At 48.1% G+C, this 19,116-nt stretch carries 14 protein-coding genes; 5 read left to right on the plus strand and 9 right to left on the minus strand.

Translation table 11 applies throughout. From position 1 onward, the window contains the following. Positions 1-96: 96 nt before the first annotated feature. From M6D89_RS11285 to M6D89_RS11295, 3 genes are read right to left on the minus strand one after another with little or no spacing between them, the layout of a single operon-like run. Positions 97-2,511, minus strand: coding sequence for a glycoside hydrolase family 2 protein (locus tag M6D89_RS11285; protein ID WP_253968177.1), 2,415 nt, complete (start codon positions 2,509-2,511; stop codon positions 97-99). 44 nt (positions 2,512-2,555) lie between these two features. Beyond that, positions 2,556-3,332, minus strand: coding sequence for a 2-dehydro-3-deoxy-D-gluconate 5-dehydrogenase KduD (gene kduD, locus M6D89_RS11290; protein ID WP_254722315.1), 777 nt, complete (start codon positions 3,330-3,332; stop codon positions 2,556-2,558). Positions 3,333-3,341: 9 nt separating this feature from the next. Then, entirely contained in the window at positions 3,342-4,592 is a 1,251-nt protein-coding gene (locus tag M6D89_RS11295) for a glycoside hydrolase family 88/105 protein (RefSeq protein ID WP_253968178.1), read from the minus strand. Between the two features lie 163 nt (positions 4,593-4,755). On the opposite strand from M6D89_RS11295, the gene M6D89_RS11300 reads away from it, so the two are divergent. The 4 genes from M6D89_RS11300 to M6D89_RS11315 all read left to right on the plus strand — a co-directional run bounded on the left by M6D89_RS11300 (position 4,756) and on the right by M6D89_RS11315 (position 11,393). Next, on the plus strand, positions 4,756-5,964 hold the full coding sequence (locus tag M6D89_RS11300; protein WP_253968179.1) for a DUF4861 family protein: 1,209 nt from the start codon (positions 4,756-4,758) through the stop codon (positions 5,962-5,964). Positions 5,965-5,975: 11 nt separating this feature from the next. Continuing rightward, positions 5,976-6,806: a 5-dehydro-4-deoxy-D-glucuronate isomerase gene (kduI, locus tag M6D89_RS11305; protein WP_253968180.1), complete on the plus strand. Its 831-nt coding sequence runs from the start codon at positions 5,976-5,978 to the stop codon at positions 6,804-6,806. A gap of 207 nt (positions 6,807-7,013) precedes the next feature. After that, positions 7,014-10,004 (plus strand): TonB-dependent receptor, encoded by a 2,991-nt coding sequence (locus M6D89_RS11310; RefSeq protein WP_253968181.1) that lies wholly within the window; start codon positions 7,014-7,016, stop codon positions 10,002-10,004. Positions 10,005-10,523: 519 nt separating this feature from the next. Then, positions 10,524-11,393, plus strand: a complete 870-nt coding sequence (locus tag M6D89_RS11315) for a polysaccharide lyase (protein ID WP_253968182.1) — start codon at positions 10,524-10,526, stop codon at positions 11,391-11,393. Positions 11,394-11,589: 196 nt separating this feature from the next. On the opposite strand, the gene M6D89_RS11320 is transcribed toward M6D89_RS11315, so the two are convergent. From M6D89_RS11320 to M6D89_RS11335, 4 genes are read right to left on the minus strand one after another with little or no spacing between them, the layout of a single operon-like run. Next, positions 11,590-12,885 carry a TRAP transporter large permease gene (locus tag M6D89_RS11320; RefSeq protein ID WP_253968183.1) on the minus strand — a complete coding sequence of 432 codons (1,296 nt, stop codon included), beginning with the start codon at positions 12,883-12,885 and terminating at the stop codon, positions 11,590-11,592. Between the two features lie 10 nt (positions 12,886-12,895). Next, complete coding sequence (locus tag M6D89_RS11325; protein WP_336297552.1) at positions 12,896-13,375, minus strand: TRAP transporter small permease; 480 nt, start codon at positions 13,373-13,375, stop codon at positions 12,896-12,898. Then, positions 13,375-14,343, minus strand: coding sequence for a TRAP transporter substrate-binding protein (locus M6D89_RS11330; RefSeq protein ID WP_253968184.1), 969 nt, complete (start codon positions 14,341-14,343; stop codon positions 13,375-13,377). The genes M6D89_RS11325 and M6D89_RS11330 overlap by 1 nt, the downstream gene beginning before the upstream one ends. Before the next feature lie 16 nt (positions 14,344-14,359). Further along, complete coding sequence (locus tag M6D89_RS11335; RefSeq protein WP_253968185.1) at positions 14,360-15,259, minus strand: sugar kinase; 900 nt, start codon at positions 15,257-15,259, stop codon at positions 14,360-14,362. 234 nt (positions 15,260-15,493) lie between these two features. On the opposite strand from M6D89_RS11335, the gene M6D89_RS17390 reads away from it, so the two are divergent. Beyond that, positions 15,494-16,189, plus strand: a complete 696-nt coding sequence (locus M6D89_RS17390) for a FadR/GntR family transcriptional regulator (protein ID WP_253968186.1) — start codon at positions 15,494-15,496, stop codon at positions 16,187-16,189. Between the two features lie 24 nt (positions 16,190-16,213). On the opposite strand, the gene M6D89_RS11345 is transcribed toward M6D89_RS17390, so the two are convergent. Beyond that, a complete protein-coding gene (locus M6D89_RS11345; RefSeq protein WP_253968187.1) occupies positions 16,214-17,689 on the minus strand; it encodes a mannitol dehydrogenase family protein in 1,476 nt (491 codons plus the stop codon). Continuing rightward, positions 17,686-19,104, minus strand: a complete 1,419-nt coding sequence (uxaC, locus tag M6D89_RS11350) for a glucuronate isomerase (protein WP_253968188.1) — start codon at positions 19,102-19,104, stop codon at positions 17,686-17,688. Before uxaC ends, M6D89_RS11345 begins: the two co-directional genes overlap by 4 nt. Between the last annotated feature and the right edge of the window lie 12 nt (positions 19,105-19,116).

Consider the following 19,116-nt stretch of genomic DNA (forward strand, 5'->3'; position numbering starts at 1 on the left):
TGGTATTACCATTTTACCACTTATAGGGGGATTTTGCGATAACTAAATATAGTGGCCTATTATTTTTACAGCTTAATGTCGAGGGCTGCGTGCGCCTCAGCGCGCCGCAACCTCAACATATACCCCTTTTACGTTTTGCGTTTTAACTTGCACTACAATTGGGTGTTCGTCTTGCGGGGATACCTCAATGGCGGCATAACCGTTAGCGGCTTCGATAACACTGCTACGCCCTGGGGTACCAAACCCATCGACCAACGCGTCGTTAAACCCCAGCGCTGAGAAGTAGATTCGATCTGAATAGGTCGTCAGACGACGGCCTTCTTTATCTTCGGCAGCCACTTCAACCAAAACATTGCCGTTATCAAGCTTACGTTGAGTGACATTCAATCGCTCAAATTTACCTGGCTCACCAATGTAATAAGTCACTTGAGTTTCGTCGCTGGCAGCCTTCTCGTCACCATTGCGACCAATAACGTGCAATTGATTCTCACCTTCGCTAAAAGGAACCTGCCAAACCAACCCAGAGGCTGGGAATTGCCCTTGCTGGCGCATCTTTTCACCCAGAGATTCATCGTTTAGGAACAACTCGGCGGTTTCGGTGTTACAGAAAACACTTACTTCACGACCTTCTTGCGGACCATAGCGATGTGTCCATGTATGAGACTCGATATAGCACAGAGGCTCTGGCGCCCAATAGCTGGCATAGACGTAGTAAGAGTCTTTGGGTTTACCTGCGCGATCGAACAGGCCCTTTTGATTCACATACGGAATTGGGTTCTCTGGGCGCAGCGGGGTACCAAAGTCCCGAATCGCCCATTGTGCGGTTCCCGTTAACCCCGGCAATGATTCGCTCACCATCAGATGCCAATCGAAAAGATCGACCATATAGTTCTCATTCCAGTCCGAAGACTTGGCAACGCTCTTCACAACTGTTTGATTCACGGCTTCCTCAACGGATACCTGAGCACCTCGTATCCCCTTCGAATCGATCGGATTCTCGGTATGGCGGCCTACGTGGCTGGAACCGCCGTACTCCATATGAATCATATTGGGGTATTTTTTCTGCGCCTCTACCAAAGCTTCTTCGTATTGACCATAGGCACCGCCATACCAGCCCGCCCAAATAGAAGGCGAGAAAGAATCAACGATATCTGAGCCCGGGTAATATTTACGAATACTGGTTAGGCGTGAGCTATCCTTCGCTTTAACAATATCGTTTAGCTTTTTCAGATAAGGGACCAAGATCTCATCACGACCACCACCGGGGAAATCTTCTTCCCAGTAAATTTCGTTGCCGAGTGACCAAAAGGCAATACTGGCGTGGTTAAAGTTCTGTGCCAGCTGCTCGTGCAGTAATTGTTCGGTATTTTTCTCCCACTGTTCGCCACCTTTACCACCGCGACACCAGGGTAGCTCGTCCCACACAATCAGTCCGATTTCATTGGCGGCCTTGTAAACCTCTGGATCTTGCGGATAGTGTCCCAGACGGACCAGGTTTGCCCCCATATCCTTGATCAATTGCATATCATTGCGGTGCTGTTCATTACTCATGGCCGCGCCAACACCGGCAATTTCTTCATGTCTGTGTGTTCCGCGAAGCAAGATCCGCTCGCCGTTCACAAAGAAACCTTCTCCTGGAGCCTGCTCGAACCATCGATAACCGAACGAAGACTCTGCCACATCCAACGAACGGTCACGCTTGCGCTCCACGAGCTCAACCTTAATCGTGTAAAGGTTAGGCTCTTTAGGAGACCACAGTTTTACATCGTCAACGTTGTTCAGAGTTAGGGTTTCTTGCGACTGACCTTTATCAACCTCCACATCCCGTTCGGTGGTAGCAATCAAATCGCCATCCGGACCAACAAGGCTTGCTTTTAAGCGGGCCTTAACTTTCTTATTGCTATCAAGGAACACCGTCAGGTCAGTGGTGTAGTCTTGGTCTTTCACATTGTCGGCGCGCGCTTCAAATCGATCGATTAACGCGTCGTTTTTGCTGACTAACCATACATCACGCGTAATGCCACCGTGAATAAAGAAGTCCGACTTTTGCGATGGTATAAGATGCGGGTTATAGGCGTTAGAAACACGCACCAGAAGCTTATTCTTTCCGCGGGTTTTAATCGCATCGGTTAACTCAATGTTAAAGCCAATATAACCCCCAACATGGGAACCTACATGCTTACCATTGAGGTAAACATCCGTTTCCATGTTAGAGCCTTCAAAATGCAAAAAGTGGCGATCGGCTTTATTCGCTTTAAACGATTTTTTATACCAGCTAACGCCGCGACGATAACCGGGGACCTGATCGACGGTATCTTTGGCGTTCCAGGTGTGAGGCAAGGTAATGGCTTGCCAGTGGTCGGCGCTATCGCTCGGTTTGTCGATACCGGTTTCGGAGTACTGCCACTCGCTGTTAAACAGTACTTTAGAGGTTTTGGCATGTGCTGTCTGGCCCGCCAGGAACAGACTAAGAACCATCGCCACCAAGGAGAATAGCTTTATCTTTTTCATAGTAAACACACAATGTTAGTTAATATTTAAACGCAGAATGACGCTTACCGCGCCATCCAACCGCCGTCGACCAAAAGCACGTGACCATTCACATAATCAGATGCCTTACTGCTCAGGTAGATGGCGGTTCCAGCTAAATCATCGGGCATACCCCAGCGCGCTGTGGGAATGCGAGCACTGATACTCGCCGAGCGCTCCGAATCTTTGCGTAGATTCTCGGTGTTGTCGGTTTCGAAATAACCGGGGGCAATGGCATTCACCTGAACATTATCTTTGGCCCATTCGTTCGCCAAAGCTTTGGTCAACTGCGCCACCCCTCCTTTACTTGCCGCGTACGCAGGTACGGTGATGCCGCCGGAGAAGCTCAATAATGAGGCGATATTGATGATTTTTCCCGACCCGTTTTTAAGCATGGAACGACCCACTTCGCGACACATACGAAACACACCGTTGAGGTTAGTTTCAATGACGTCATCCCAATCTTCATCGGAAAATTCGTGCGCCGGATCTCGATGAATAGTACCCGCGTTATTAATGAGAATATCAATGCGACCAAACTCTTCCAGCACCTGCGCCACAGTCGAGCGGATCGAGTCCGCCGAACGCTGGTCGCAACCCAGCGCGCGAATATCCAACTTGTGCTCTTTGAACAGATCGCAGGTTTTTTGCAAACTTTCGGGGCGAGAGCCCAAAGCTACTACCTTGGCACCGGCCTGCGCCAGCGCCAGTGCCATCGCCTGACCCAAACCGCGGCTCGCGCCGCTAACAAGCGCGACTTTTCCTTCAACGGAAAATAACTTTGAAATGATTGAATCCGTCATACTGCCCTCTTATTTCTCAAGCAACTGGTAGACTTCGGCGGCGGCCAAAAGCAAAGCCCCTGTGCCGTATAGCTGAGTATCTTCAGCTGTGGCACTCTCGGGTGCGTACCCCACTTGCTGTACAAAACCAAGTTTGCCGTTGGGCTGGACGGTACTAACGAGCGATTTCCAGCCTTTTTCAACCGCCGGGAGGTACTCGTCCGCAGGAAGCACACCGCTATTAATACCCCACGCGAGAGAAAACACGATAAGTCCGGTAGCGCTGGATTCGGCGTTTTGTGCTTCACTCTCTTCGAGTAATGAAGCTGGCCAGCTGCCGTCCGCCTTTTGAGCCCGCAGCAAAGCAGCACTCACATCTTTAAACAGCTCTACGTATTCTTCGCGATCTTCAAAGTCCTGCGGAATATGAGGTAACGTACGGGCTATGCCTGCCAATACCCAACCGTTGCCACGTCCCCAGTAAATTGGCTTGCCGTTTTCTGCCTTACGGGTGAAATAACGACTGTCGCGTAAGAATAGGTGATCTTCATCGCTGTAGAGATAATCAGTCGTAACCCAAAATTCGCGATTCATAAACTCTAGGTAATCGTTATTACCCGTAATTTCCGCTAACTGAGCCCACACCGGCGGTGCCATAAAAATTGCGTCAGCCCAGCACCAGCGTACCGTGCACCAGGGGTCGACATATTTGCGGTTAGCACCATAAATGATCTCCTTTTCAGGGTGCTCAAATTCCAGGCTGCGATCGCTTTGATTTTCCAGTACCCAGTCAAACACCGCCTCGACATTCTCTTTCATCACAGGCTCTTGGTAGGTTTCGTACAAATCAAGGTACACCTGCCCAATAGCGTGATCATCCGCGTGATAACGGCGCGGCCCTAAACGCCAAAGATTCACGGCCGCGATGTTGCGCACCGCCTGCTCATAAGCTGGCTGATCCGATACCCGCCCCCAATCCAGCAAGCCCGAGTGCAAGGGGGCATACATCCAGCCCTGCGGCAAGCCGCTGGCCCGACCTTCCAGGCGCATTTTGTTGGAGCGGATGTCGTATTGATCCAATTGCCAGTCGGCCACCTGATTGGCCACTTGACTTACAGAGTCCCGAGTGAAGTCGGCGCTAAGAGAGGTTTCCGCGGTGCCCGGTTTTTCATATTTCACCAGTTCAGGCCAATCCAGCCCCTGGCTTTGATCTATCTCAGCGGTAGCGCAGCCGCAGGCGATAACTCCTGCGAATAACGCAGACAAGGGTTTCAGAAACATAAGAATCTCCAAATCATTATTGTAAGTAAGCAAAACCAGCTACTAATCAGCCGTATGCTTTAAAGATTGCCAACTGGTAATGTGGTAATACCAATGATGTTATAGTATATTTCCTGGTAATTAAAGTCCAAGTTTTAACAAAAAATTACCGGAGACCACGCGAATGCTAAGACTCACTATAGCCTCCATCGCGGCGGGCATAGCCCTTTCTGGCGCACCCTGCCTCGCTACACCAGCCACCGAAACCGTCTCATACTACTCGGTCACCAACCCCTTGTCGCAACCGCGCGAAGAAGTGGTCAGCATCCAATTAAATGGCCTCGCTCACGGAAAAGACCAGGTGGTCATAGTTAATGGCAGAGAAGCCCCCAGCCAAACAGCAGGAATCGAACTTCTCACCCAGGTAAACCTAGCACCAAACAGTGAACAAACGATTGCCGTGCACCATTTAAACGATGGCTCACTGCAAGTGGACTATCCACCGCAAACGTATGCCGAATTGGCGGTACGAGTCGGTGGCGAGGCAGATAAAGAGGGCAATTACAGCGGTGGCAACTACCACAATGCCACCTTCATGCAACTCCCACCCACCCACACTATCGGCAATAAGCTGTTTAAATACGAAGGTTTTGGCTGGGAGTCTAAGCAAGTCGCTTATCGTTATTACTTTGATCACCGCGGCGCCATCGATATATTTGGTAAGACTCAAAACGGGCTTTCTCTGGCTGAGACCGGTCTCGACGGCGGCGATTATCACAGCATGGCCGATTGGGGTATGGACATATTAAAAGTAGGCCCCTCACTGGGGTTGGGCGCTGTAGGGGCCTGGCTCGATAACCGTTTGATTAAACCCGAGCAGGTAACCGACATGTCGGTAGCAATAGCAAACGGTCCACTGGAATCGAGCGCGACGGTGACTCATACAGGCTGGCGCCCCGAGTCGAAAACACTGGAACTAACGACCCGGTACAGCATCCGCGCCAACTCCTACCTGACCCGCGTAGACGCCCAAGTCGACGAATTACAGCAACTCGCCACCGGCATTGTTGACCATGATGTGCAAGTACTTACTTACACACCCAAGGATAGTAAATGGGGGTATCTAGCGAGCTACGGCAAGCAAAGCCTTAATGATGACAACCTGGGCATGGCAATCTTTTTTCCCATGAGCCAGTTTGACGCCCTGCAAAAAGATGAGAACAACCAACTTGTGATTCTGAACAATCAGACCGAGGGTGTTCACTATTATTTCGGCGCATTTTGGTCGACACACCCTCAAGGTCCAAAGTCAGTTGAACAATTTAAAGCACAGCTCGCGAACGAGATCTCTAAACTGAACAACCCTATTCGCCTACAACCCACCAACCCTTAAAAAGGTGAACCATGAAATTACGCTACACTGCGGACATTAACAGCTACAAACGCATGACCAATGCCGAGCTTAAGGAAGCATTTGTCGTCGATGACTTATTCACTCCAGGCGAAACCGTGCTTACTTATACCGACGTGGATCGTGCGATCGTCGGCAGCATCGTGCCGCAACAAAAACCCCTGGAACTACCTCAATCCAAAGAGCTGGGCTCGGACTATTTTTGTGAACGCCGCGAAATAGGCGTTATCAATATAGGCGGCGACGGCGTGATTGAGGTGGACGGCGAGCGCTTTGCCATGACCTACAAAGACTCTCTGTACATTGCCCGCGAGAGCCGAGATATTCAATTTACCAGCAATGATCCCAAGCAACCGGCCCAATACTATCTGGTCAGCTACCCGGCTCATCGCACCACTAAAACCACCCACGTAAGCAAACCCAACGCCAAACATATTGAGCTGGGTAGCGCGGTAGAGTCCAATGAGCGCACCATCAACCAATCCATACGCCCGGGTATTGTCGATAGTTGCCAGCTAGTCATGGGTTTTACCGAGCTGGAAGAAGGCAGTGTTTGGAATACCAAACCGCCGCATACCCATCGTCGGCGCAGTGAAATCTACATGTATTTTGAGTACAACGACGACAACCGCGTTTTTCACTTTATGGGCGAACCCAGTGAAACCCGCAGCCTAGTATTGGCAGCGGGTACCGCCGTAATTTCGCCCGCTTGGTCCATCCACAGTGGTGCTGGCACCAGCAACTACACATTTATATGGGCAATGGGCGGCGAAAACCAAACTTTTGACGACATGGATCATATTCCCATCAGCGAGATTTCTTAGTCGCTCCCAGTAAGGTCGGTGTTATGGAGCGCGCCCTTACAACAGTACAACCACTGGCCTTACCACTTGACTACATGTCCACATTGTTTTACCTTCCTAATACTCGCCATAACTGTGGAATCCGCATCTAAACAGCTAGATGCTCTACAAAACAGCAAGATTGGCGGGCAAACGTGCTTCAAATAATAAATAAACGAAGGACTCACTATGAAAAAGCGAACGTATCAGCCTCACTTAGAACTATTCAAGAAATCCGTGCTCGGCGCCTCAATCGCCCTCGCCGCTTCCGGTACGATGGCTCAAGCACAATCAGACTCCGCGAAATTAGAGGAAGTTGTCGTAACGGGTATCCGTGCATCACTCGCAAGTGCCATTGATGCGAAACGTGAATCAACAAAGTTAGTTGAAGTCATCATCGCTGACGATATCGGTAAGCTGCCCGACCAAAACCTGGCGGAAGTAATGGAGAACATCACAGGTGTTCAAATTACCCGTACAGCGGGTGTGGGTACCGGTGTGCAAATTCGCGGCACCAATGCCAACCGTGTCGAGATCAATGGTGTCTCTACAGTGGGCTCAGGCAGTGGTCGTAGCGGCATTAACTTTGAAGATATTAACCCAGCGATTATTGCCGCAGTTGAAGTAACCAAATCGCCAGACGCCAAAACAATTGAAGGTTCTGTAGGTGGTACTGTTAACCTAAAAACCATTCGCCCACTAGACCTAAGCGAAACTTTAGGCTTTGTCAGAGCCCAAGGCGAACACAGCAGCCTGAGCACAGAGGGCATCAAGCCTAGATTTGCGGGCGCTTACGGCGACAACTGGGAAACCAGTGCTGGCGATTTTGGCTTCGTTGTCAGCGGTAGCTACACAGAGCAAGAGGCTCTGTCATTCCGTCCACGCGTCGATCGTGACAACATCAATAACTTTTCAGGTAACAGTCCGTCAGAGTTTCTTGGCATTCAGTTCATGGTGCAAGAGCAGGAAAACGATGACTATGAAACTGTTAACCTCGCATCTACTTTCGAGTGGGCACCTAGCGATGCATTAAAGTTCTCTTTTGATGCCATTATCAACAATCAAGAAAGAAGCCGCGACGCGTACAAAATTGAAGCCTCTGGTGTGAGTAACCTAAGGGCCATTAGTTATCCAGACAGCTTCGAAACGGTCGACTTTGGCGTTGGAGATGTCGGGAATAACGGCGTGGTTGATGCCGCCTTAACCGGCCGTCTTTCACCGGACCTTGCGTACGATGATGACGACCCAAACATGCGCTTCACCAGCGAAACAAATTCACGTATTACCGATACTGAGCTGTTTAGACTTGCCGGCGAATGGCAAGGGGATAGGTTAAAAGCGAGTTTCGAGCTGGCACGGTCTAACTCGGATACCACTACGCCAAAACTCAACACCACTTTGAATTTCATCAACCCGAACTGCCCATTAAAGGGCGGCGTAGATCCTAACGCCATTACAACCAGTACCGGTGCCGATAATTGCGTACCATATGTTTATGATTTGACTGGTGGATCGTTAGCATTTGGTATTGACTTTGAAAACGAATATGCGCCAACTCCCGAGCAGTTAACCGATCCCAATAATGTGGTTCTTCGCGCGTTAGATGTAAGCCGTAACTCGCAAGACAACACTGACGACCAGTTCCGGTTAGATTTCACCTATGATCTAGATGTTCTCGGTGTCACCTCTGTAGACTTCGGCGTTCGTTACAACAAAGCCTCAGGCGAACAGATAACCATTAACGATAAAATCGGTAACTTTAACAATCTAGTGGACACCCCAAGAGGGACGCTATTTGCAGATCTTCTTGTCGAAGGTCCTGACAATTACGGTGATGCAGATGGGCGCGATTTGTTTATCAGTAACTTTCTGTTAATTGATCCAGACCGCTCTTTCTCTGATCCAGACGGCACGATTGAGACTCTTGAAGCTGCCTTCGCCGCCAATAGAGAACTCTATCCTGAGGGTACGGGTGCTACTTCTTTGAATCTACAAGAAGATTTAGATCCATATTACCAAATTGATGAAGAAACCTCAGCGCTTTACGCTCAAGCAAACTTTGAGTACGGAATTTTGACAGGTAATGTTGGTTTTCGGTACTTAGAAACTGATATTGACTCAACAGGGTATGCACCATCTATCGGTGGATCCGATCGTAGCTTAATCACTAATAGCAGTAATTACGATTTCCTATTACCTCGTTTGAACTTAAAAGTTCAACTCACGGATGACCTTCTGATCCGAGCAGGTTACGGTTCAGACATCAGACGTCCTGACTTTGATGATGTACGAATCGGCTATTCTTTTAGTCAAGCTGAGAACGCGGCCGTAAGTTTAGGAAATCCTGGGGTGGAACCCGAAGAAGTCGATTCGTTTGACATTGCCGCCGAGTGGTATTTCGCACCGTCGGCGTTGCTGAGTGTCGGATACTTCCATAAAGAACGTACCAATTTATTTGGCTCATATTATGAAGGTGCAGCGTTGTACCCAAGCGATACAACCACTGGTGGCCTGGAGCGCGATGCCACGCAACCCTGTGAAGATGGCGGCATCTGGAACCCAGAAGTGATACCCAACACCTTTGGTGATCCAAACTCTCAGGGTTTGTGTGTTGACTTTACAAGACCTGAAAATGTTGAGGGAACCACCAAACAAAAAGGTATCGAACTACAATTCCAGTATGATCTTGCAGATTTTGAAGATTCTCTAGGCTGGGCCTCTGGTTTTGGTATTTTAGCTAACTATACCTTCCAAGAGTTTAGCGGTGATACAGGTGAAGATACGACATCCGGCCGCGGCCTGGCCGTACTGGGTGAGGTTACTCTTCCACGGGGCTTATTAGACTTCTCAGAAAATGCTTACAACATTACAGCTTACTATGAGAAGTATGGTCTATCAGCGAGAATGCGCTACACCTGGCGTGAAGCCTTCCGTTCATTAGACTTTGCTGGTGGTGCTAGCGGCAGCAGTACCTTTAGCTTCCCTGTTTATAACCATGACAGAGGTCAGCTAAATGCCAGCATCAGCTATGCCGTTACCGATCAGTTAAGTTTAGGGGTGGAAGCTGTTAACCTTACTGAAGAAGATATTACTCAAACCTGTGTGTCTGAATCTGGCCCCGTATGTTTCTCGGGTTATCCAGATCGCAGAATTACATTTGGTGCGAGCTACCGCTTCTAAGTTAAAATAGCTTAAGGGGAAAGTACTTTAAACTACCTCCCTTTCTGTCTTACAGCATAGCTGACATGAGACCAGCCTCATTCGAGGCTGGTCTTTTTGTTTAGGGACAGCGCAAGATTAAAAGATAGCGGTTTAACCCGCTTTTACCTGTGACGAGAACATGCAACTTCTTAGTGGGCAATTGGGACGGCCCACGCCTGGGGAACGCAACAGCACCTTCTTGTTCACCTCAAAAGCCCTTAATACCGACGCCAGCCTACCTACAAGTAGGTGATAAAAACTCGAGAACGTCGCCTTGACGCCCACTCAGACGTTTTGCGAACCATTTAGTCAACCCTACTTAATTAGCGCATCGCCACAACTGGTATTACCACTTGACAGATTGGCTTAATTGACGTACTGTAAAGACGCTTACTGGGAACGTGTGTGCTCTGGAACAAGCCATTGTTTTAGCCCTAAAGCTATACCATTAATATGTTCCCTTGAAGTACGCATTTTCTCCTCTATTGGTCGCTCCTTGTGGCTCTCTCTTGGCCGGCGATTACGCCGGCTTCTTTTTTCAACAACCATGTGATGGTGAATATGAATAAGTGCCTGGCCTTGTTTATAGCTGCAACCCTTCATGGGCTACTACCTAAAGCAGGTTTATCCGAAAACTTGTACACAGAAGGGTTTGAAGACGCTAGTACGGATTATCTCGATAGAGACTCAATACTTGGCACCCGGATACCTGATAATAATACAACGCCCTACAGGACTACAGAAATTGTCAATACAGAGCGATCTGGTAATGCACTAAAGTTTTTGCTATCACCGCCTGAAGGCCATAAAACCACACTTGCCCCACAGCGGTTAATCCAGTTACCGTCGACTGTAGCGAATGAGATACACCTAACATATTGGATCAAGTTCCCTACAGATTTTGACTTCAATAGCCATGGATCCCTACCAGGGATATCTGGATCGCTCCCCAACAAAGACGCAACATTTTTCACCAACGTAAGCTGGTCAGAAAATGGAAAGATCGCTTTTATGATCAGAGGCTACAAGAACAATAAGACAGTCTCATCCTTGCCTCATTTCATTCAGTGGGATTTCGGCGGATTTCAGAAACGATTTACTCCGGGAAAGTGGCATGAGATTAGAATACGTCAAGTACTAAATACACCCGGACATAGAAACGGAGTCATCCAAGGCTGGTTAGATGGAGTGCTAGCATGTAGCGACACGCTTAACTCGGGCGTAAGGGATACAGCCAATGAGAAGCTTCAGATAAGATATATAGATTTATCTTCAGAAACCACCTCTACAAGCAACTCGTCCAACAGTAACAATGTGAACAGCGAGTATATTCTTTTTGACGACATCACCGTGTCTGATAGTATTTAAAAAATATACAAAAATAATCGAATAACAGTTTTTAGAATGCTTGCCACTCAATAGTCACATGAACTGTAACGCGCTCCACATTGGTTCGATATATATCTTTAAAAGCTATTCAGCAATACATCCAGAATACTTTCAATCATAGTGGAACCCTGGTTACGAAAGCCTAACCAAGGCTCCTATTAGCAAGTAACTACAGTTAATCAATTAATATAGAGGGCAACCAAGTTGATAAACTTGGGACGCAAATAATGATTAAAAGTGCCACAAACATAGCTACGTAGAGGGGAAGCAGCGGAGGGATTACCCGCGCTAGCGATGTTTTCCCAATACTGCACCCAACAAACAAAACACTGCCGACCGGCGGTGTGCACAGGCCTATTGATAGGTTAAGAATCATTATAATCCCAAAGTGAATCGGCGATATCCCTAGCGCTTCTACAATGGGTAGGAAAATAGGTGTAAAGATTAGGACCGCCGGTGTCATATCCAAGAAAGTGCCCACCATAAGCAGCAGTATATTAATCATTAGCAATACGATAATCGGGTTATTGCTAAAGCTTAAAAAGTAATCGCTTATTGATTGCGGAATATTCTCATAAGACAATACCCACGACATGGCGGAAGAGGCTGCAATAAGCAACATCACAATGGCTGTGGTGCATACAGATTTATTTAATACCTGCGTCAGCTCTTCAAACTTCACTTCTTTATAAATAAACGTTGAAAGCACGAAAGAGTAGAGAACTGCAATAGCACCCGCCTCTGTGGGCGTAAAGTAACCAGAAACTATCCCTCCAATAACCAAAAAAACCAGAAATAAGCTTGGTAATGCATCCAGCGTCTTTTTCATCACTTGCCCAGACTGCTTCTGGGTAGGCACGCCAAAACCCTTTATTTTGGCGTAAATGCCACTCGCAATCATTAAACAGAGGGCTACAAGAATTCCGGGAAGGTAACCTGCCAAAAACAAGGCTGCAATAGATACACCGCCACTGGCCAGTGAATAGACAATCAATATATTGCTCGGAGGAATCAACATTCCAGTAGTGGAAGCCGTTACCGTCACCGCAGTAGAAAATTCTCGGCTATAACGATCTTTCTCCATCTCCGGAATCACAAAGCCGCCTATCGCAGACGTTGCAGCGACAGCTGAGCCCGATATTGCACCGAACAGGGTACAAGAAAGAATGTTTACAAATGCCAACCCGCCGGGCAATCGCATCACCAAGATTTTGGCAAACTCAATCAATCGATGCGCAATTCCACCCTGCCCCATCAAGAACCCCGACAAGATGAAGAACGGGATAGCCAAGAGCGCAAAGCTATCAACACCAGCCGACATGCGTTGCGCCATGGTTGTGGTTGTCGAGATAAAATCGAGACTAAAGAGCAACGCAAAAAAACCGGATAATGCAATAGATACACCGATAGGAACATTTAGCAGCAGTAGCGCGATAAAGCTGGCAATAAGAATTACAACTGAAATATCCATAGCACTTCCATTAAATATTATTCGAATAGTTTTTGTAGAACTCGGCAGTAAATAACACGAACAGTAAGCCGCTCATAGGTATCACAAGATAAACAAGACTAATGGATAGCCCCAAGGACGCAGAAGTCTGTTCTAAATCCCATGCAAGATACGCTAAACAGCTACCCCCCACGAAAAGAATGCATGTACTAAAAACGGTTACAAATATAAGAACCAGACTCACGATTCTGTTCTTAACGTTATCCGAAAACTTATTTACAAAGTAATCGAGCCCTAAGTGAGCGCCTTTGCGATAAGCGTGAGCCGCCCCCAGGAAGGCAATCCATATAAGAAAGAACCGTGCTAACTCTTCGGTAAAGGAGCTCGGGTTACTAGTAAAGAACCTGGTAACTACTTGCCAAGTAACATCCAGCACCAAACCGATCATTAAAAAGCTGGTAAAAACCTCTAACACGTAATCAATACGATTACATACCTTAGTTAGTGTCATTAGTGAACCTCTCTAATCTTGTTGTACAGCTCACCTAGATCAGAGCTTTTTATCTGTTCGTGAATTGGTCTTACACTCTCCAGAAATTGACTTTTATCCGCCTCGAAAACCGTGACCCCTGCCGTCTTAACTTCAGCTAGAGATTCCTGACTAACTTTTTCCCACAACTTACGCTCAAAAGCGACCGAGTCGTCCATGGCTTTATTGACCCATTTTCGCTGCTGATCATTCAACAGATCCCACGTTTTGGTTCCCGTGATGACAACATCGGGAATCGAAGTGTGCTCATCTAGAATCAGGTATTTAGCCACCTCATAATGCTTAGACAGATAGAAACTGGGGAGATTGTTCTCGGCACCATCGACCACGCCTTGCTGTAACGATGTGTACAACTCACCCCAGGATATGGGTGTAGGTGCGCCGCCCATCGCTTTTACCATGGCGACGGCAGAGGGGCTGTTCATAACCCGGATTTTCATGCCTTGGAGATCTTTGGGAGAACTGACAGCGCGCTTTGTGGTGTAAAAGCTCCGGCTACCGGCATCATAGTAACCTAAGCCTCTAATACGGTAAGGCTCACCGGCCTTCATTAACTCTTCCCCGATACTTCCATTCAACACGGCCCATAGATGATCACTACTGCGAAACAGGTAAGGCGTGCTGAATATCCTCATCTTAGGGATAAATGGCTCTAGCGAGCTAGCAGAAACCTTGGTCAAATCAACACTACCAATCTGGATCAGCTCAATCAGTTCCCGTTCGCTTCCAAGCTGCCCCGATGGATATATTTTGACTCTCATTTCACCGTCAGAATAGTCTTCTAAACGTTCGGCAAAGTGAACCATTGACAAGTGCACGGGGTGCTTCGCATCCAACCCATGCGCAAGTTTCAAAATCTTTACATCCTGACTTATGCCGCAGGACGATAGGACTAATGAAAATAGAGATAGAATTACGAGTCTTATCATTATATCAATCTCATTACTATTGAATTTTTCGCGCTACAATTGCACCTGGGTGCTGAATAACATGAGCGGCACATTCCTGACCCAAGGCTATCGCTTGCGCGACATTGCAATTATCAGCCTTTGCCGCAAGGTATGCACCATTAAACGAATCTCCCGCAGAGGTGGTATCGACAGGGGAAACTACCTTGGTCAATGGGTAGTGCGATAGTTTGCCGTCTATTAGCGCAAAGCAGCCATTTTTACCATCCTTGATAATGACTTCTTTCACATCCAATTGCCGGTAATGATCTACGCAATCTTCAAGAGTTTGATGTCCATATAATTCTTTTTCATCATCCAAGCTTGGCAATGCTATATCGACTAATTTAAGGAACGAAGCAATAGTAGTTTTTGCCTGAGATTCAGAACACCACCCCTTAGGCCTATAATTAGTATCAAATGCAACTACGCCTCCGCGCTCGCGGAAACGATTAACAAATTCAGCGATTTGCGTTCGATCTGTGTCGTCGAACAGAGAGAGCGTTATTCCGCTTAGATATAAATAATCAAATTCAAAAAGGCTGGCCAGAGCATCTGGGTGATCCTTTATTATTGATCTCACGGGAGCATTATCACGCCAGTACTCGAAACTACGCTCTCCCTCATCATCCGTGTCGATAATGTACAAACCTGGGACCTTTCCCTCGCAGCGCAGCACCAAGTTTGTTTTAACTCCCTCTGAGCGCCAAGCATCTACCAGATAGTCACTGTACCCGTCATCTCCCAAGGCTGTGTAGTAGGTTACATCGGCGCCAGCACGAGCCATGTATACAGCACTGTTAAGCGTATCGCCGCCATACCCCAAGTGATAACTCTGATTTACAGTTTTTGTCAGTTCCAACATGCATTCGCCGAATGCCACTATTTTATTCTTCATCCAATCTTCCACAATGGCGCTTATTCATCACATTATTGGTAATACCACCTTACCATGATACGATACTCGCAACTTCCGATAAAAACAAGGTTAAACAAGCGTTGAAACCGGTTAATCTTCTCGTTAACTTAGGTTAAGATATAGGGTCCCTAGTGGCTTGACCTTTTGATAGCCATCTTGCAGAGAGCTCACCTCATATCGTTACAAGCCCAATGAATCAGCAGGTTAAATACAGTGGAATTTCAAACAATTAAAGCAGAACGTTTATACATTAAGGTCGCGGAACAGCTTTCTAGCTTAGTTAAGGATGGCACCCTCAAGCCCGGAGATAAATTTCCAGCCGAACGTGATCTTGCAGAAAGACTAGGCGTCAGCCGTCCGACAATACGCGAGGCCATGATTGCGATGGAGCTGTCCGGTATTATCGAAATTCGTACCGGATCCGGAATATACGTATGCGACACAAAACCTAGACTCGATACCGGGGATAAAGGGGTCGGCCCGTTTGAAATCCTGGAGATTCGATATATTCTCGAAGCTGAAGCCTGCGCCCTCGCAGCCGCGCGTATCACCGACGAAGATATCGCTAAACTTAAAGCGGCTCTACAAGATATGGCCGAAGAAGAGAAACATGAAGACGCGTCTGAAAAAGCCGACTGGACCTTTCATAAAATCATCGCAGACGCCAGCCAAAACAGTGCTATTTCAGCCGTTGTTGACTGGCTATGGAAGCTGCGCAATGAATCCGAGCTAAGCACGGCGTTCCTGGAGCGTTTGCGCAAAGAAGGGGTCCATCCCTCTATTGATGATCACAAACGCATTATAGAAGCCCTGGAGCAGCGTAACCCTGAGAAAGCTCGCAACGCCATGCGTATTCACATCGACAATGCCTCTGAAGCGGCGGCCACTTACTTCGGCCGCCCAAGCTAAAGCTTACCTACCTATCACCGCTCCTTAGCGAGCGGTGATATTAGCCAATACATCGACCACCCCCTGTGACTGCAAACTCTGGTAATACTCAAATACCATTGACTCAAACACATCGTCTTGTTGCAAAGACTCGGGGAAGACACCACTTTGCAACATCATAGTACTTACCAACTGTGCAGAATCTTTTGAGTTAGCCCTAATAATCCCTTCTAGCGTCCCCAGGTTCGGGTCACTCACCGAATAAGAACCACCCACGGTATAACCCACTAAATATTGCAGCCACGCCGCCACCGCCAAGGCTATACACTGTGGCGCTATGCTCTTCTGCCGAAGGTCATACGCAGAAAATAACAAACGCTGTGGCAATTTTAACGATCCGTCAGTCGCCACTTGGGCATTGCGATAAGGAACGTATTTATTTTTAAACCGCTCGATAACAGCGCGACTGTACTGATCAATATCAATTCCAGATGGCACTTGAAGAGACTGGCTTTGTTCTGAAGCCATTAAGCGCGCAATAAAAGCTTCCACCTCGGGACGCGAGATGGTTTGGTGGATAAACTCATCTCCCAATAGTGAACCGATATACGCTAGCGCCGAGTGACAGCCGTTAAGCATCCGTAATTTTAGCTTTTCGTAGGCCGCCACATCTTCCACCAAGAGCGCACCGGCCTCTTCCCAAGCGGGCCGAGAGGACAGAAAATTATCCTCTATTACCCACTGTTTGTAGGGTTCACACAACAATGCCCCCGCATCATGCAAACCGATGTCTTCGGATATTTCTTGCACTACCTGTTCTGTTGCAGCGGGAACAATACGATCCACCATGGTCGAACAAAAACGTACATTGTCGTCAAGCCAGCTGCGCAGATCGGCTTGCAGGGTATCGGCAAAATCCTTAACAACATTTTGCAGAATCTCACCATTGTTGGGCAGGTTGTCGCAGCTCACAATAGTGATACCCGCTAACCCGGCCTCTTTGCGGGCAAGCAGTGCACGGGCCAAATAGGCCGGCAAGCTAGTGCAAGAGCCTGACTCAATATCCGCTGCCACAGCTTTGTTAGCCGTATCCAAACGCTGACTCGCCTGGCAATAGCCTTTTTCGGTCACAGTGACAGTCACTATTTTGGTCGTCTCGTCAGCGATCTGATCAATGACTGCCTGGGCATTTTCACTGCCCACCAATATATCTTCCAGACAACTAATACAGCGCAAATTATCTTCGTTTAACGAGCGCTCTTTAATGGTGTACAAATAATCTTGCGGCTTGAGGGTATCTCTTACCCCCGGGCTGCGCAGACTTACACCCACAATAGACCAGTAGTCTTGGGTTTCATCGTTAGCAATTTGCGTATAAAGAGCCTGATGGGCCCGGCTAAACGCCCCAATGCCAATATGTACAATTTTGTTATCAGAGCGATTGCCCATTGAAGCTGGCTGGCCGAGAGCGGCTTTTGCCTGCGAGAGATTCGCCTTATTTAAACGCGGTTGAGAAATCATAAATGGTAGGCCTTCTTCGCAAGGTTGTAGGTTAAATCAACAGCCACCTCTTGGGCATCGTTTAGGCTTAAACGCCCGGTATTGACCAAACCGGCCAGATACGCACAGTCGCAACGCCGCGCTACATCGTGCCGCGCCGGGATAGACAAGAACGCCCGGGTGTCGTCGTTAAAGCCAACCGTGTTGTAAAAGCCAGCGGTTTCGGTCATCTGCTCACGAAACCGCTTCATACCCTCGGGACTATCGTGAAACCACCAGGCAGGCCCGGCTTTTAGGCTTGGATAATGCCCGACTAACGGTGCAATCTCGCGTGAATAATTCGTTTCATCCAGTGTAAACAGGATGATTTCCAGATCTTTACTATTGCCCAAACGACTGAGAAGCGGCCGGAGATTCTCGACAAACTCAGCCCTAAGTGGAATATCGGCCCCTTTGTCCCGACCAAAATTCTCGAACAAGCTTTGGTTGTGATTGCGATAACTGCCTGGGTGAATTTGCATCACCAGGCCATCGTCGATGCTCATTTTTGCCATTTCGGTGAGCATTTGCGCCCGGAAAAGCTCTGCCTCGTCGCGACTGCAGCCCCCAGCGCGGACAGTTTGGTACAGCTTGGCTGCTTCCGCTTCAGATAAATCCGCCGTGGCCGGCGTGGGGTGACCGTGATCTGAAGAGGTCGCACCATGCTGTTTGAAAAACTCGCGCCTTTGCCGCAGTGCGTTCAGGTACCCTGTAAAACTGCTGACATCTTCCGATGTCAGCTTGCCCAAAGTGTCGACATTATCGTTAAACCCGCCGTGGTCCGGGTCCACCACATTATCCGGCCTAAAGGCCGTAATTACTCGGCCCTGCCAATCCGACTCCATAATCTTGCGATGGTGCGCCAAATCGTCCAAGGGAGACTCGGTAGTTGCCAAAACTTCTATATTAAAGCGCTCAAACAACTGTCGCGGGCGGTAATCATCCTGCTTTAAGGCATTCTCGATGGTGTCATAGTAGTGATCTGCCGTTTCGGGTGATAGCACGCTATCCAGCGAGAAGACGTTCTTAAATACATAGTCGAGCCAAGTGCGGCTGGGTGTGGCACGGAACAGGTAATAGTGTTTGGCAAACAAGCGCCAGGCATCGCGGGGGTCCACCTGTGACGCCTCGGGGTTTACGCGGTTTTTTAAGCCTAAGTCCGAAAGTTCAACGCCCTGGCTGTAGAGCATACGAAATACATAGTGGTCGGGCTTAATCAACAATTCGGTAGGGTTGGGAAAACACTCGTTGTCGGCAAACCATGATGGATCCGTATGACCGTGAGGACTGATGATTGGCAGCTTTTTTACGCTGTCATAAAGTTCACGGGCGATTGTTCGCTCTCGGGAATCTGAGGGAAACAAACGGTTTTCATCAAGTTGTAGGGGTATATTCACGGGTGACTCCAG

It is taken from the genome of Gilvimarinus xylanilyticus (assembly GCF_024195295.1).
Taxonomy (GTDB): Bacteria; Pseudomonadota; Gammaproteobacteria; order Pseudomonadales; family Cellvibrionaceae; genus Gilvimarinus; species Gilvimarinus xylanilyticus.